The organism is Paenibacillus mesotrionivorans (assembly GCF_046098205.1).
Taxonomy (GTDB): domain Bacteria; phylum Bacillota; class Bacilli; order Paenibacillales; family NBRC-103111; genus Paenibacillus_AR; species Paenibacillus_AR mesotrionivorans.
Genome location: NZ_JBJURJ010000010.1, coordinates 161,590 through 178,316, shown reverse-complemented (window position 1 = coordinate 178,316; position 16,727 = coordinate 161,590). Strand labels below are relative to the sequence as shown.

At 44.4% G+C, this 16,727-nt stretch carries 15 protein-coding genes; 13 read left to right on the top strand and 2 right to left on the bottom strand.

Annotation, left to right across the window (positions count from 1 at the left end; genetic code table 11):
* Window positions 1-35 precede the first annotated feature (35 nt).
* A complete protein-coding gene (locus tag ACI1P1_RS16585) occupies window positions 36-965 on the bottom strand; it encodes a ketopantoate reductase family protein (RefSeq protein ID WP_416217537.1) in 930 nt (309 codons plus the stop codon).
* A gap of 149 nt (window positions 966-1,114) precedes the next feature.
* Between ACI1P1_RS16585 and ACI1P1_RS16580 the strand changes: the two genes are divergently transcribed.
* The 6 genes from ACI1P1_RS16580 (at window position 1,115) to ACI1P1_RS16555 (ending at window position 5,376) form a co-directional block, all read left to right on the top strand.
* Window positions 1,115-1,681, top strand: coding sequence for a TetR/AcrR family transcriptional regulator (locus ACI1P1_RS16580; protein ID WP_416217536.1), 567 nt, complete (start codon window positions 1,115-1,117; stop codon window positions 1,679-1,681).
* A gap of 2 nt (window positions 1,682-1,683) precedes the next feature.
* Complete coding sequence (locus ACI1P1_RS16575; RefSeq protein WP_416217535.1) at window positions 1,684-2,646, top strand: helix-turn-helix transcriptional regulator; 963 nt, start codon at window positions 1,684-1,686, stop codon at window positions 2,644-2,646.
* 84 nt (window positions 2,647-2,730) lie between these two features.
* On the top strand, window positions 2,731-3,357 hold the full coding sequence (locus ACI1P1_RS16570; protein ID WP_416217534.1) for a type 1 glutamine amidotransferase family protein: 627 nt from the start codon (window positions 2,731-2,733) through the stop codon (window positions 3,355-3,357).
* Between the two features lie 93 nt (window positions 3,358-3,450).
* On the top strand, window positions 3,451-3,933 hold the full coding sequence (locus ACI1P1_RS16565) for a hypothetical protein (protein ID WP_416217533.1): 483 nt from the start codon (window positions 3,451-3,453) through the stop codon (window positions 3,931-3,933).
* Window positions 3,934-4,068: 135 nt separating this feature from the next.
* On the top strand, window positions 4,069-4,779 hold the full coding sequence (locus tag ACI1P1_RS16560) for an alpha/beta hydrolase (protein ID WP_416217589.1): 711 nt from the start codon (window positions 4,069-4,071) through the stop codon (window positions 4,777-4,779).
* Between the two features lie 27 nt (window positions 4,780-4,806).
* On the top strand, window positions 4,807-5,376 hold the full coding sequence (locus ACI1P1_RS16555) for a GNAT family N-acetyltransferase (protein WP_416217532.1): 570 nt from the start codon (window positions 4,807-4,809) through the stop codon (window positions 5,374-5,376).
* Here the strand turns inward: ACI1P1_RS16555 and ACI1P1_RS16550 are convergent.
* Window positions 5,371-6,384, bottom strand: a complete 1,014-nt coding sequence (locus tag ACI1P1_RS16550) for a hypothetical protein (protein ID WP_416217531.1) — start codon at window positions 6,382-6,384, stop codon at window positions 5,371-5,373. The genes ACI1P1_RS16555 and ACI1P1_RS16550 overlap by 6 nt on opposite strands.
* A 100-nt stretch (window positions 6,385-6,484) precedes the next feature.
* Between ACI1P1_RS16550 and ACI1P1_RS16545 the strand changes: the two genes are divergently transcribed.
* The 7 genes from ACI1P1_RS16545 to ACI1P1_RS16515 all read left to right on the top strand — a co-directional run bounded on the left by ACI1P1_RS16545 (window position 6,485) and on the right by ACI1P1_RS16515 (window position 16,545).
* A complete protein-coding gene (locus tag ACI1P1_RS16545; protein WP_416217530.1) occupies window positions 6,485-7,429 on the top strand; it encodes a helix-turn-helix transcriptional regulator in 945 nt (314 codons plus the stop codon).
* Window positions 7,430-7,514: 85 nt separating this feature from the next.
* Entirely contained in the window at window positions 7,515-8,462 is a 948-nt protein-coding gene (locus tag ACI1P1_RS16540) for a phosphotriesterase family protein (protein ID WP_416217529.1), read from the top strand.
* A gap of 110 nt (window positions 8,463-8,572) precedes the next feature.
* Window positions 8,573-9,223, top strand: coding sequence for a DUF6273 domain-containing protein (locus ACI1P1_RS16535; RefSeq protein ID WP_416217528.1), 651 nt, complete (start codon window positions 8,573-8,575; stop codon window positions 9,221-9,223).
* Window positions 9,224-9,832: 609 nt separating this feature from the next.
* A complete protein-coding gene (locus ACI1P1_RS16530) occupies window positions 9,833-11,362 on the top strand; it encodes a type I restriction-modification system subunit M (RefSeq protein WP_416217527.1) in 1,530 nt (509 codons plus the stop codon).
* A 52-nt stretch (window positions 11,363-11,414) separates the two neighbouring features.
* The gene (locus ACI1P1_RS16525; protein ID WP_416217526.1) at window positions 11,415-12,632 is read left to right on the top strand and encodes a restriction endonuclease subunit S; all 1,218 of its coding nucleotides are present in this window, start codon (window positions 11,415-11,417) and stop codon (window positions 12,630-12,632) included.
* Between the two features lie 41 nt (window positions 12,633-12,673).
* On the top strand, window positions 12,674-15,808 hold the full coding sequence (locus tag ACI1P1_RS16520) for a type I restriction endonuclease subunit R (RefSeq protein WP_416217525.1): 3,135 nt from the start codon (window positions 12,674-12,676) through the stop codon (window positions 15,806-15,808).
* Window positions 15,809-15,819: 11 nt separating this feature from the next.
* Complete coding sequence (locus ACI1P1_RS16515; RefSeq protein ID WP_416217524.1) at window positions 15,820-16,545, top strand: M48 family metallopeptidase; 726 nt, start codon at window positions 15,820-15,822, stop codon at window positions 16,543-16,545.
* Window positions 16,546-16,727: the final 182 nt, after the last annotated feature.

Sequence of the window (16,727 nt, the reverse complement as noted above, 5' to 3'; positions counted from 1 at the left end):
CCATGGGTAATCCGGTTATGCTAAGGGGTGTTTTTTTATTTTTGTTTTGCATATTCACTATTTTCAAGTGCCTTCGTAAGACGCGGCAAAGGGATGCCTGTCTTTTTGGCTTCCCTCACCACTTCAAGTACCGCAAACCCTGCTTTGCTATTGTTGTATTCCATGAACAGCCGCGGCAGGCTGCCTTTGGCAAACACAACTCTGTTAAAAAGTACGCCGAGAAGTGCGGGCGGAAGCTTAGTCAGCAAAAGAGTAATGGCATCCGGCTTTGCACCTCTTGCCTTCAGCACAGGGATCATTTCCCTTATATTCAACCCCACATTGGAAAAGGAGTCCTTATGGTTCATGATCGCTGGAAAGCTTCCCCGTTTTAACACCTCGGTCTCCATTGCCGCATTCATGGCAAAGTGATTCCACAGCCAGTTTTGCATATCCTTCACCCAGCTAATTTTAAAATGGGCACTTTCAAAGCATGCTTGGATCAATTGGTTGATATGCTTGGTACCAACCCGCGGTTTTTCAAGAAATACCATTTTGAGAAAGCCGCCTCTAAGCCGATTGTTTTCGATGCCGCCTCCTGCTCCGGGGAAGCCAAACACAACATTATTCATCGGCAATGGGGCAATAGAGGATTTTAAATCCTGCCACAGGTTATTGAATATGAGGATAGGAGTATTTCCTGCAGCAGCGGATAGCAATTGTGCCGCCTCCGGAAGCTGTTCCGTGTTGACGCTCACAATAATCAGATCATAATGGGGAAGGATCTCCTCATGCAGCTTGATGCTCCAGCTTTCCTTGATCAGCTTTTTCCCTTTTCGTGCATCCCACATTTCAAGGTCTATACGGCTTCCGAAGGTTTCCTTTCTGCCTTTTCGAACGTAAAACTCAACGGTATGCCCCGCCTGCTCCAATGCCCACGCGTATTGGGTCGATATTAAACCTCTGCCGAAGAATAGAATTCTCATGTTAGCCTCCTCCAAAAAAGTTGATAGTTCCTTGTTGATGATCCAACAACGTGTTGTATAATGATATTGTAGGTGTTCACTATACGGTCATCAACCATCAGATTTTTAATATCTGTCGGATCATCTGTAGAACGGAAGAGAGGCCAATCATGAAGAAACAACCTGAAATGACGGACAAAACAAGGCAAGCCTTTATCCATGTGTTCTGTGATTTATACAGCCAAAAACCAATTGAAAAAATATCGATTCAAGAGATTGCCAACAAGTCGGGATACAATCGCAGTACCTTTTATCAATATTTCACCGATATCTATGCGTTATTGGACTACGTGGAAGAGAATGTTCTGAAATCCATTCGCGAGGAAATGGCCAGCAGGGAGCTTTCAACGCATTCGTTCCAGGATGCACTTCAATGCTTGGAAAATGCAGAAGAAATTCTGGTCCTTAAAGCCCTCTTGGGGGACTATGGTTCTGTTCATTTTGTTGAGCGTCTGAAACGCGAAATCCCCTTTGAGAAATTGATGGCAGCCTTCCAAACCAATGATAGCGTAGCGCCATACCTGATGGAGTTTTACATCTCCACCTTAATCTCTATGTTTCGCCTTTGGATACGCAACGGCAAGGATTTATCGTCGGAGGAATTGGTTAAGCTGATCGATAGCCTATTTGCAAATGGGATAACCCCGTATCATATCCTGATCAAAGGGAAGAGTTAGTTATGCCAAAAAATGAACATATGCTTTCGATTCTCTGGATGTTGAATGCAGGAGAGAAAGTAACGGCCAAGCAAATATCCGAAAAGCTGGAGATCCACATCAGAACCGTCTACCGGTATATCGATGCCCTATGTGCCAGCGGGGTTCCGATCATATCCGATGCAGGGCATAATGGCGGGTATAGCCTGCTGCATCATTTTATTAAATCGCCTCTGCTATTTAGCATGGAGGAAAAGAAGGCCTTGCTTCATGCCGCCCAATTTGCACAAGAAGCCGGATATCCGTTGAGTGAGGCATTGGAGCATGCAACCTCCAAGCTGCAAATGTATTCGAATCCGGAGCAGGAGAGGTTATTACACCATCATGCAGCCGGATTTGGCGTCATCAACCGCAGGGGATACCCCGCTCTTCAGCCGGTCCTGCAGGAATTGGAGCACGCGGTGGCACATGAAGAGTCTGTAGAAATTTCGTACCGCAACAGTCATGACAAGCAGTCCTCCAACAGGGTCATCGATCCCTATGGTGTGGTGAATTGGAACAATAAATGGTACACCGTTGCATTTTGCCGCCTGCGCAAGGAGATCCGCAGCTTCCGGGTAGATCGAATTCTGAACATTACACGCACGGCATTCACATTTCGGCGTCCCGGGGATTTTTCAGCGCGTGCTTTTTTTATGGACAAGCTGCTGCCGGATGCAGCCGGTAAGCCCGGATTGATTTCTTTCGTTGTTGGGGGCCGGGCAGAGGCGTTGGATGATGTATGCATCCATTGGTTTTTGGAGCATCATTTGCAGGAGCGGACAGCAACGCAGGCCACCTTTTTGCTGGAGGAGGAGTTGCTGTATACGCATGTTCCCAATATTCTTCTTCCCTACGGGAAGTCCATTCATGTGATCGAGCCGCAGAATCTAAAGGATAAACTCGTGGCCCTTGCCACCGAGTTAATGGAATATTATCGAGACTAACAACTTCACTGACAGTGGCTGTCAGTGAAGTTGTTTTATGATAGGGATTGTTAACCTACTACACTTGATGAGGAGCACGTAAAAATGAATCGTACCGTCTATCTTTATGTATGTGATACCATGTCCGATTGGGAAATCGGGTATGTAACCGCCGAACTGAACTCGGGAAGATACTTCAAAAAGGGGCTGGCTCCAGTCCAAATCGTCACCATTGGGATCGAAAAAACTCCAATCACAACCATGGGCGGATTGAAGATCATGCCTGATCGTACAGTGGAGGACTGCAGCATTCGAAACGGGGATGCGCTGATGTTACCCGGTGGCAATACATGGACAGAAGCGATTCACGCGCCTATATTAAACCTGGCCAAGAGGTGTCTGGAGGAAGGGATTGTTGTCGGGGCCATTTGCGGTGCTACCTTCGGACTTGCTCAGGCAGGATTGTTAGATTCCCGCGGGCACACAAGCAATGATCTGGCCTACCTCAAAATGGTTTGCCCTTCTTACACGGGCGAAGCAAATTACAAAGCGGAATCCGCTGTCACCGACGGGACATTGATCACCGCATCCGGAGTAGCTCCATTGGAATTTGCCGTTCATGTTCTGCAAGCGCTGGAGGTATGGTCGCCAGCCACAATAGATGCTTGGTATCGTCTGAATAAGACGCATGAGCCTCACTATTTCTACGAGTTAATGAATTCCATCCAGTAACAGTAAAAAAGATTGTTGAGGCGAAATCCGCGGGCAGGAAGGATATATAAATAATATGAAGAATATGGATATGTCGAAGATTTCTTTCTTCTTATGGAGGTGTTGGTTATACCCCAAATAACTAAGGGTGGCAAATTTGTTTTCGGATGGTCGGTGGTGCGAAGTAATGGCCAGGTCAGGCTTCCTGATATGGCTTCGGACGAATATCATATCACTTCGGAAGGCAAGGTAATCCTTTTTACAGGTAGTGCCAAGACCGGAGGCTTCTGTGTGACACGCCGCGGATTGCTTCTGGAATCTCCGATGGGTGTACTTCCGGATAATCCGGATTTGGACCGTTATGAGCGCCCGGAAGGCGTTTTTGTAAGCTATAAGGGACGAAAGTATTGTTGGCTCACGGTCTCCGAGGACCGGACCTTATCGTTCACTGAAGAAATGCTGCGGATTCTTGGAATTGGCCCGGGCTCCCGGTTGCTGTCCATTCGGGGGAGCTGCTTCGCATTTGTGATGGGGGCGAAGGGACCGCTGTTGGAACGGGCAAACCATTATCAAGGTGATATCGATTGTTTTGCATAGTAAATCCTGGACAAGCTCTCGGCTATCGGGAGCTTGTTCTGTCAATTCTGTTGGTCCACGCATATCCATAATAAAGGTTCCAATTTCATTTGGTGTTCTATGTATAATGAATTGAGAAAGGAGATAGGGAGGAGCATGGTAGAGAAAACTATAACAATAGACGGAATTCCTGCTCTTTTGTGGGGCGGGGATAGTCCGAAGGTAATCATTGCTGTACACGGCAACCTGTCCTCCAAGTCGGATGCTCCGATTCGGATGCTCGCGGAAGTGGCTGTTCCGTTAGGCTATCAGGTGCTTAGCTTCGATTTGCCTGAGCACGGAGACAGGAAGGACGATCCTGCGCTTTGCAAGCCCCAATATGCCGTGCCGGATTTAAAGCAGGTGTTTGCATTTGCATCCGCACGAGCAGACTCCATCCGCTTATGGGCCAATAGCATCGGTGCCTATTTTAGTTTATTGGCCTATAAGGATGAGGTCATGAAACAGAGCTTATTTCTTTCTCCAGTGGTGGATATGGCGCGGCTGATTCAAAATATGATGACATGGTTTGGCGTGACGGAGGAGCAGCTGTACGAAGAAAAGGAGATATCCACCCCAATGGGTCCTGTCTTGTATTGGGACTACTACCAGTACGTTAGGGAGAATCCCATAATGAAATGGAACACTCCAACCTCCATTTTATACGGGAAAAAGGATGAGCTTTGCGAGTATGATGCCGTTTCATCCTTTTGCAGCAGGTTTCATGGCAGGCTTACCCTGTCAGATCATAGCGAGCATTATTTTCATACGGAGGAAGATTTGGCGATATATAGAGAGTGGCTCCGGCACTCCATACCGAGGAAATAAAAACGAACAACCGAAAGCGGTGACCGAATGAACGCAGAAGCGATCTTTGACCAATTCCCGGTCCTAAAGTCAGATGAAATCATATTGAAGAGGATTGAAGACTGTCACATCGACGGGGTTTTCGCCATCTATGACAATGACACCGTATTCGAATACTGTGGTATCCTCCCCAAGCATAATAAGGACACCGTGAAGAACATGATCGGGCATTTCCAGCGGGATTATACCAAACGTTCAAGGGTGAAGTGGGGGATTTTCTCTCCGTCTCAGCCTGATCAGCTGCTGGGGATTATCGAAGCTCTCGATTTTAATCAGAAGGTAAATGCGGTGACGATTGGTTATTTCTTGGCTGAAGCGCATTGGGGCAAAGGGATTGCTGCCGAGGCAGTAAAACGGCTGGTACATTTTCTATTTGTGGAGGCCAAGGTCAACAGAATTCAGGCTGAGGTGATGCCTCTTAATGAAAAGTCAAAGAAGGTGCTTCTCAAAAACGGCTTCATCAAAGAAGGCACGTTAAGACAAGCCACCTTATGGTCAGGCAAAGGGATTATCGATATCGAGCTGTACAGTTTGCTTCGAGAGGATTATCCCCTATAACCGGATGATCCGGCGAAAATGCAGGTACCCGATCTGATCAGGCCAATCCAGCTCCGCAGCATAGGGATCACGATAAAACGTAGCGGTGGGCAGGTAACCGAGCAGAACGCCCAGACCACCGCAGATCGCAGTGCCGCCGTCGCCGCCCTTGCCGCGAACCATCCCATCCTCCGAAACGGTAAGCTCGCAATGGTAGGGATCGCCAAGGAAGTGAAGCCCGAAGAAGTTGGGCAGCTCCAGGTCGTAGGGACGTTCAGAGCCCGGGAGGCCGTTGTCCGTGTGGGTATGCCCATCGGCTCCGGCGTGGTCCAGCTCCCCGAAGTGACGGACCTTCATTGTATAGTCGAAGCTGTCCCCCCACGGGAACAGGGTCCGGGTGCCGCCGCCGTAGAGGTATTCCCATTCATCCTCCGTCAGAATGGAGAAGCCTTCCGTAAGCGAAGTCTCGGCCCATTCGGGATAGTCGTCGCTGGTCCAGAATAACTCCACCCGCACCTCTTCACCCATCCGGGTAAAACGATGCGCTTCATGCAGCTCATAGGCATTGTAGGTTGACTGGAGGAAGGTGGCCAAATCGGCCTGCAGCTCGTCATCCTCTGCCAGCTCTTCGGCAGTCGCGTCCTCCCAGCTGACCGACTGAACCTGACGCTCCACCAGCATCGGCCCGATGGTCACCTGCCGCAACGGCGACATTAGCTCCCGCAGCAGCTCCGGGGTTTCCTCCAGCGTCCTTCCAATATCCTCCAACCCCTTCTCCAGCTCTGCCCGCGTTGGAGCATCCATCCGGTCGATACGGTTTTCCCAGCCCAGGGTGACCCGGTCTCCCGGAATGAAAACGAACTCGCGGTCCTCGTAACCGAATACGCCAGTTTCCAACTGTTGGCCATACCGTGCGAAGGTATCCATACGCAGCAGCGAGAAACCCCCAGGAAGAGGCAGCGCCCGTAATTCCGACTCCTTCTCCGCAGTGGTCAAGGTTTGCCAGACAGAACGTTGATGGGTGTGCATCTGATTCCTCCTATCAGGACGGTAGATGATTCTATACTAGCAAGCCCGCCCCATGTGGGCAACTGATGTATACCAATAAACCGAACTTCAGGGGAGATCTATGAAAAAAACAGAGAGACAAAACGGGATCGTGCATTTATTACGGGTACGCAAGAAAATGACGGCACATGAGCTGGCCCGCTATTTTGAGGTGAGTGAACGGACCATATACCGGGATATCGATGCCCTTAGCCAGCTTCAGGTTCCCATTATTGCCTATGAGGGTTTGGGTGGGGGCTACGAAATTTCCCCTTCTTACTTCATGCCCAGCATTAAGCTCAGCGAGCAGGAAGCCCTTATGCTGCTGATGGTATTGAAGGCAGGCGAGGAGCTTCATATCCCCAATCTGGCCACAGACTATAACTTGCTCAGCAGCAAGGTGATGAATGCTCTATCTGACGAGGAGAGGCAACAAGCGGCTCAGGTGATGTCTCACATCGAGTTTAACATCATCCGCATTATGCCGAAGGGCTACATTGAGGATGTGCTAAAGCCTATACTGGAGGCGTTCGGGCGGTCCTGCGATCTGCGAATGGGGTATTATCACCCGGAGCGGGATGAGACCGAGCACCGGCAGGTATCGCCGATCAGGCTGTTTTTTACGGATGGGGGCTGGTATGTGAAGGGCTTCTGCCATGTCAGACAGGCCAAACGAACCTTTCGGCTGGACCGCATCGTGTCCCTGACTTGCCTGGATGTAGAAAACCGCTATATGAACAAGGAGCTGAACCTGCCGGATCAGGACAGGTTTACCTGGTTCACCTACGAGCTCCTCATTGATCCAGCCCTGTACCGGATTATCAAAGAGGATGCCTATCTCCAGCACACGGAAGTAAAAACGGCAGCAAACGGGCTGCATCTGACGATTCGGACTCCCTACAAAAACGACATCCTTCAATTGGTGTTACACCATCCGGAGCAGGTGACGGCCTTACAGCCGGAAGCCTTCCTTCAAGAAATCGAAGCCATAAGCCAAGCCATTCATAAGAAATATTGCAAACCCTGACACTCTGATGTCGGGGTTTGTTGTTTATGCTGGAGGCACATCGGTGAGGAATAGAACCGGATTGAGTCCACAAGGAGGAAAAACGATGATTTATACGGTGAGAGGTCCCATCCCGAAGAGGGAGCTGGGTCTGACCTTAGGACATGAGCATTTCAAGTGGGAATTCGACGAGTGCAAGGCAAACAGCATGTATTTTGACAAAAGCTATTCAGAGGAGGAGATTCAGTCAGACCTGAAGGTGATACTGCCCATCCTGCTGGATATTAAAAAGAAGGGCGGCCGGGCCGTGGTAGAAGCTTCGCCGCCAATCGGCGGGCAGAATGTCCGCTTATTAAAGGAATTGTCGGAGCAAGCGGATATGCATATCATCCCGTGTACGGGCTGGAATATCACCAAGCAGATCTATGAGGTATTTCCCAACCAGTTCGAAGAGCAGCTGGCCAACCGTTGGATCAAGGATTTCCAAGAAGGGCTGGATACCATCGACGGCATAGTAATTCGTCCGGGGCACATCAAGCTGCTGCTGGACAAGGGCGTGTTGTCCAAGGTGGATCAAGCCATGCTGGTTGCCGCGGTAAAGGCCAGCAAAGCCACAGGGATGCCCATTCACTGCCATATCCTCGAGGCGAAGATGGTCCCGGAGGTCATTCGGGTACTGGACGCAGAGCAGGCGGACTATCAACGATTCCTGTGGGCCCATACGGATAAAGAAGCGCATAAGGAAACCATCAAGCTCGCGGCGGAAAAAGGCATGTGGTTGGGCATGGACATCATCCGAAAGGGAACCAGCCCGGAACGGTTCGAGTTGCTGCGTTACATCCTTTCACTGGGCTATGGACACAAAGTGCTGCTTTCCCAGGATTACGACTTCTACGCAGAAGCAAAAGAGTCGATAGAGGGTCATCCGTGTACGGTCATCTTTGATGAGTTTATTCCTTATTGCGAAGAGAACGGAATAGAGAGGCAGGAGATTATACGGATGATGACGGAGAATCCTGGGGAGTTTTATGATGTAGGTACAAAAGCTAGATAATTGGTATAATGGTGGTAAATTACGAGAAGCGGAAGAGAAGGATCGCATATGTAATGGACTCCACCTTAGCGGCGGAGTTTTTTACGTAAGCCGCGGATGGGGGGAAGAGAATGAGGAAGCTTCAGATCGGTGCGATTGTGCCATTTGGCGGTTATCAATGGCGTATTCTGGATATACAGGACAATGCAGCCTTGATGATAACGGAATCCATAATTGGACAGCATCCCTATCATAATGCCGCGGGGGATGTGACATGGGCGGACTGCGCCCTAAGAAGCTATCTGAACGGTGACTTTGTTAACACATTCTCCGCGGCCGAACAGGCAAGAATCATTCCGGTGTTGAACCAGAACCACGACAATCCATGGTACGGTTCAACAGGCGGAGAGGATACGCAGGATTACATATTTCTGCTAAGCATCGAAGAAGCCGTATGCCACTATTTCGGGGACAGCAGGAAAAACCTCGACAACCGCAGCGCCAAACAACGCTACTGGTTTCAAAAGAAGGACGAAAACAACGACAAACGAAAAGCAACACTCCATGGGCGTGGATGGTGGTGGTGGCTCCGGTCGTCCGGACGTGACAATCGAAGAGCCGTATATATCCACGGCGACGGCAATATAGGCATCCAGGGAAACGGCACCTTCCGCTACAGCAGCAACACGATCCATCCTTCTACAGGCGATAACAGTGGGGGTGTTCGTCCTGTTCTGTGGGTGAGGTTGAAAGGATATATTTCGGGTGCGAAAACGCAATGAAACTGATGAAGGAGCGTTGCGGAAATCAGAGCGTAATTCAAAAGCATCATCGATTGGTTCGATGAAGTTGGCAGTGAAAACAATCCGACCTCAATAGTCTGCAACTAAGCAAATAAAGTTTACCGCTAAGCCGAGCGAGATCCATGCAAAATCCTTGCTTTTCCTTGGCTATTTCATGCCCGATTAACATGAGATCGAACTTCATAAGATAGCCTATGAGGTGCAGCGGCACAAGTAACTTTAGATTATTCACAGATTTCTCTCGAATTTAAGTATATCAAATCGTTTTTTTTCAATTTTTTATCCTAAGTTTTTTGTGCTAGTTGAAGATATCAACACATATGAAGTTGGTAACAGTGCTTATACAGTTTGCTGACCTAAGAAATTCTTCTTGGCATGGCCAAGTCACTCCAATTTAGTTTTTGCAAAAACAACTTAAATGATCTGTAAGGTGACGAAGTATGTCTATAATATTGTTGTGTTGAAAGGATTTAACTCCTAGAGTCGTTCCGTTAATTGTTAAAGAACCAGGGATACTTTCTCTGTTTCGATAATGGTATAATTGAGAAATAGTTTATTACATTTTGGTGAATTTCAGGGGGAACAGATGTGAGTGAGCAAGTTACTTCTCAACAAATAAATACAATTTTGTGGCAAGCGGCAGATACATTCCGAGGGAAAATCGACTCCAGTACATATAAGGATTACATCCTAACGATGTTGTTCATCAAGTATTTGAGTGATTTGTATAAGGAGCATGTGGAGGAATATACAAAACGTTATGACGGGGATAAACAACGCATTGAGCGTGCATTAGCCAGGGAACGTTTTGTATTAGATGAGCTGTCTACATTTGATTATTTATATAGCAAGCGGACTGATTCTGAGATTGGTGAGATCATTAATAAAGCATTGGAACGTTTGGAGAACGAAAACACAGGGAAATTGCGTGGTGTATTTCGTAATATCGACTTTAACAGTGAAGCGACACTTGGTAAAGCAAAAGAGAGAAATGCCATGCTTCGTGCATTGTTGGAGGATTTCAATAAACTTACGTTGAAACCTTCCGTTGTTGGAAGTGAAGATATCATAGGTGATGCCTACCAATTTATGATCGAGCGATTCGCATCCGATGCTGGCAAGAAAGGTGGAGAGTTCTTTACGCCATCTATGGTGTCGGAACTTCTTGCTCGATTGGTTAAGCCCAAAGAAAATGATCGTATCTATGATCCTACGTGTGGATCGGGTTCCTTGTTGATTAAAGTGGCGAATCAAGTGCCAAGCAAGAAAGTTGCTATCTATGGTCAAGAACGGAACGGACAAACACATTCCTTAGCACTCATGAACATGTACCTTCACGGAATAGATGATGCTAAGATTGAATGGGGCGACACGTTATCTAATCCACTTCACTTGGAAGATGGCAAGTTGATGAAGTTCCAGGCAATCGTTGCTAATCCCCCCTTCTCTCTCGACAAATGGGCAATGGGCTTTGCTGGTGAAGGTAATAATGATGAGAAGTTCAAAATGGAAGCGAGCCTGGACCAGTACAGAAGATTTGAGTGGGGCGTACCACCTACATCAAAGGGAGATTATGCGTTTGTACAACATATGCTTTACTCATTAGCTGAGAATGGTCGGATGGCAACAATCCTTCCTCATGGAGTTTTATTCCGTGGGTCGAGCGAAGAGAAGATTCGTCAGCAAATTATTGAGATGAACCTATTAGATGCAGTTATAGGTTTACCTGCAAATCTATTTTATGGAACTGGTATCCCTGCATGTGTAATGATATTTAAGAAGAACCGCAAAAGAAATGAAGTTTTATTTATTGATGCATCAAGTGAGGGCAATTACGAAAAGGGCAAGAACCAGAATAATTTACGTGAAATTGATATTCGTAGAATTGTTGAAGCATACGAAGGATATGAATCTATAGAAAAATACTCATACTTAGCAACATTAAATGAGATAAAGGACAATTCATATAACTTGAACATTGCTCGTTATGTCGATAGCTTCGAGGAAGAAGAGGAAATTGATATGAAAATGGTAAAGCAAAATATTATTGATATAAAAAGGGAACTCAGCAATGTTGAAACAGAACTTGAAGCAATATTAAATGAGCTTGGATTATAGGTGAACTATGAATAGATTAAATATAGCAGATACAGAGAATGAGAAATCCCGTATGCCGAACGAATGGAAACAGGTCCAGTTAAAAGAACTCATTTCTACATTAGATTCGGGTGTCAGTGTAAATGCGGAAGATTACCCAACTGACAATACTGGGTATGGAGTGCTGAAAACCAGTTCTGTCGCAAATGGATACTTTTATCCAAATGAAAACAAGAAAATAAAAAAAAATGAAATCAAAAGGGCGAAATTAAACCCTAAAAAAGGATCTATCATAGTTAGCCGTGCTAATACTCCTGAGCTTGTAGGTGAAGTTGGGTATGTAGATCAAGATTATGAGAACCTATTCTTGTCCGATAAGTTGTGGCAAACCAGTTTGCGAGAATCAGTAGACGGATTATGGTTAGTTAGTGTTCTTACATCACAAGAAATAAGAAATAAAGTAAAAGTCTTAGCTACTGGTACAAGTAGTAGTATGAAAAATATATCAAAGGAAAACTTTCTGTCGTTGAGTACAATGCTCCCTGGGTATAATGAACAGCGTAAGATAGGAAAAATAGCAATGATCTTTGATAAGGCGCTAGAGTTAAAGGGGAGATATATAGAGAAAAAAAGAGAGCAGAAAAAGGGATTAATGTTAACACTACTAACAGGTAAAATGAGATTACCCGGATTCGAAAGTGAATGGGGATATGTTCCGCTGAGGGAAATTCTACAAGTTAGGAACGAGAAAAGTGTCATAACGGAAGAATTACCTTTGTTTTCTCTAACCATTGAAGATGGTGTTACAGCTAAAACCAATCGGTATAATAGAGAGTTCTTGGTTAAGAGTGATAATAAGAAGTACAAGATATCGAGAAAAGGCGATATTGTTTATAATCCATCAAATTTGCGTTTTGGGGCGATAGCACTTAACAAAGTTGACCATCCATTATTATTGTCCCCTATTTATGAGATTCTCTACATTAGAGATAAAGAACAATATCATTTGGAGTTTTTAACACAACTGCTCACTTCTGATAGACAAATAAAGAAATTTTCAGCTAAGGCTGAAGGGACCTTAGTCGAAAGAATGGCTGTAAAGATCGATGCCTTTTTGGAAACCGATATATATATTCCCTTCGATATTGATGAACAATCCAAGATAGCTGAGGTTTTGTCAGTCATTGACAGGCAAATTAACCTTTTAAGGAGTGAACTTGAGGAGTTAAAACTTCAAAAACAAGGCTTAATGCAACTCTTACTTACAGGGAAAGTACGGGTAAAGGTTTAACCCTTGCCCTTTTCCTAATCCCTTACATAGGAGGTGTGAATGTGGATCGAATGAATAGCTATGATGAACGATTTATAAGCCAACAACCTGCTCTTGAAGTCTTAAAGGGCTTAGACTATCAGGTTTTGACTCCTGAACAAACGGAAATTATGCGCGGCAGCATCTATAATGTTTTAATAAGAACTGTATTGGAAGAACGGTTAAATGAGTTCAACTCGTATGAATATAAGGGCACTACATATAAGTTCAGTCAAAACAATATTCAGCAAGCCATTCGTAATCTGGATGAGCCGTTAACCGATGGGCTTGTTAAGACGAACGAAAAAATTTTCGAAACTTTGATGTTAGGGCGAAGCTACACGGAGTTTTTACCCGATGGTTCAAAGAAGTCATTTACCATTCAGTACATTGATTGGGAAAACTTCGAGAACAATGTTTTTCATGTGGTTGAGGAGTTTACTGTAGAGAGAATGGATGGGCGGGGAACTGTGCGCCCTGATATTGTCTTGTTCGTGAATGGGATTCCATTGGCGGTATTGGAGTGCAAGAAGGCATCAATCTCGATGGAGCAAGGGATTAGCCAAATGATCCGTAACCAGGGGAAAGATTATATCCCACAGCTCTTTAAGTTTGTGCAAATCGTCATGTCTACGAACAAGAATGAAACAAAGTATGCAACCTGTAACACCCCAAAGAAGTTCTGGTCTGTTTGGAAGGAAGAGAAAGAAGAATGGTTGCAATCGATATTAAATGAAACGGTTATGGGTCGTTTGCCAACGATACAAGACAAAAATATAATCTCTCTTTTCCACCCAGAACGATTGCTGGAGCTAACCCACTTTTTTACCTTGTTCGATAAAGATGTTAAAAAGGTAACTCGATATCAGCAATACTTTGCAATCAAGGAAATCATCAAGACCATTCATGAACGTGATGAAAGTGGAAATCGTCAATCAGGGGTTATATGGCACACGCAGGGTTCTGGTAAGAGTCTTACAATGGTGATGCTGGCAAAGTATATCCTATCTGAGATGAGTGAGTTTAACCCAAAAGTAGTGGTTGTAACGGATCGGGTTGAGTTGGACAAGCAAATACATAAGACGTTTAAGCATACCAGACTAAAGGCAAGCAGAGCAACAAAAGGTTCGCATTTGGTGGATCTTATAAGAGATAACAATGCGGATATCGTAACTACTTTGATTCACAAGTTTGATACTGCTTCTGTGATGCTAAAGCCTGTTGAGTCGAGAGATATCTTCATCTTAGTTGATGAATCACATCGTACTCAGTATGGAGAACTACACATCAAGATGAAAAAGGTGTTCCCCAATGCTTGTTACCTCGGATTTACGGGAACACCACTTATGAAGAAAGAAAAGAGTACCATGATTAAGTTTGGTAAGTTGATTCATACATACACGATTGCAGATGGAGTTAAAGACAAAGCTATAGTTCCCCTTCTTTACGAAGGGAAAATGGTCGATCAAACCGTGAATCAAAAAGCAATTGACACTCGACTTGAAATGATTACCCGTAATCTGAATGACAAGCAGAAAGATGAGGTCATGAAAAAGTGGAGTCAATTCGAGAGAATAGCTTCATCCAATCAGCGTCTTTGCATGATTGCCTTCGATATTAACCAGCACTTTCTGGACAATTATAAAACACAAGGTAGCCAGTTTAAAGCGATGCTTGCGACCAATAGTAAGATCGAAGCTATTCGATATTTGGAAGCATTCGAAGAGCTTGGTGATCTTACATGTGCCGTTGTTATATCGCCGCCTGATCAACGGGAAGGGCATGAGGTTGTTGATGAGGTTTCGAGAAATAAAGTGCTCAATTTTTGGAATCGAATGGTGAATCGCTACGGTGATGAAGAATCTTATGAAGATGCCATAAAAGAGGATTTTATCGAGGGCGATGAATTTGAGTTATTAATCGTTGTAGATAAGCTTCTTACAGGTTTCGATGCGCCGCGAGCGACTGTTTTGTACATTGATAAGCCAATGAAAGAACATACGTTGTTACAGGCAATCGCCAGGGTCAATCGATTGTATGATGGCAAGGACTATGGGTTCATTATTGATTACAGAGGATTGTTGGATCGACTCGACCAAGTTTTAGAAATGTATTCGGGTGCAGGGCTCGAAAACTATGATCCCAAGGACTTACAAGGAGCCATATATGATGTGATTAGCGTTATTGGTTCTTTGAGGCAATATTACTCCGACATGATTCAAATTTTTTCACCCATCAAGAATAAGCAGGATACGGAAGAGTACGAGGTTTGGCTTGAAGATGAGGAACGGAGACAAGAATTTTATGGAGTTCTCTCAAAGTTTGGGCAAAATCTTGGGATTGCGTTAGAGTCCGAGAAAATCTATAATGCTTTACCCGCAGAAGAGTTGAAGAAATATAAGAGAGACTTGAAATTTTATCAAGAGCTTCGGAAAGCAGTAAAGCTGCGGTATTCAGATACCATTGACCATAAAGAATACGAAGCAAAAATGCAAAATCTAATGGATCATTACATTTCGGCAGAAGAGGTTATTCGCATAACCAACCCTGTGGACATACTTAATGAAAAAGCTTTTGAAGAAGAACTTGAGCGGTTAGATTCAAAACGTGCACGAGCAGATGCGATTCGTACACGTCTGACAAAAAGTATCAATACCAAGTGGGATGAAAACCCTGCATATTATAAAAAGTTCTCTGAACGGATTAAGGAAGCAATTGACGCATATAAGCAACAAAGAATTTCAGAGGCTGAATATTTGCAGAAAATGAATGATCTTAAAAAAGAATATCAGCAAGGGGAACCTGTTAGGTCTTACCCCGAATCCATTAAGAAAAATGCAAATGCACAGGCTTTCTTTGGTGTGGCGAAAGGTATCATCAAAGAACAGAGGACTTCCTATGGTGTGGGGATAGACATAAAGAATGAACAGAAGTTAAGTGAAGAATTATTAGCCGAATTAGCATTGAAAATGGAAAGCATTATACGTGCATATACCAAGGTAGACTGGCATGATAATATGGAAGTTCACAATAAGATCGCTCAGGAAATAGATGATCTTATTTTTGATTTTATGAAAGAGCACAAAATTAGACTAGATTTTGATCAAGTGGATAAGATTATTGAGCAGATCAAGACTGTAGCATTAAGACGTTATTAAGGTAGGACAACATGGACAAACATCAGATTATTTATGCCAATCGTATAATAGAGTTTATTCTTGAACGGAAAAGTGTTAAGAATGTAAACCTCAACATTAAGCCAGATATGACAATTATGGTGTCTGCTGCAGAGAAGGTACCACTTGGTTTTATATATGATTTCGTTAAAAGTAAAGGCGAATGGATATTAAAAAACGTAAAGAACTTCGAACATGTACAATCGTATAAACAAAGTGAACGGGAATATGTCAGCGGTGAATCATACAAATACTTAGGAAAGCAATATCGTTTGAGGGTAAAGGAAACAACTGGAGAAGAAGGTGTTAAGTATTATCGAGGGTTCATTATTTTAGTTGTTAAAGAGTCGGGTAATCTTATTCGAAAAGCTAAATTAATGGAGGAATGGTTTCGAGTAAAGGCAATTAAGGCATTCGAGGAATCCTTAGATAAGCAATATCCAGTCGTACAAAAATACGGAATCCAAAGACCTAAAATTGATTTGCGTATGATGAAGGCAAGGTGGGGGTCCGCATTAATCGAATCGAACACCATCTTACTTAATTCAGAGCTAATTAAAGCACCCAAACATTGTATCGATTATGTAGTGTTACATGAATTGATTCACTTCCGATATAATGATCATAGTAATGGTTTTTACGACATGTTATTTGCCCTAATGCCTGATTGGGAAAAGCGTAAAGCAGTGTTGGATGATGAGATAGTAAGGGAACTTTAGAGTTTAGGGGCAAAGTGCAGATTATGGTTAATGCAAAATGGACAAATAGAGAGCGATGGTTGCTCCCAATTTGTCCATTTTACATTATGATTTCATTCCTTTATTAGATGCGTAATTAATGGGACATCTACTTGTAAGAAAACATATATAACCACTATTTAAGCAAACTTAAGTAGTGGTAT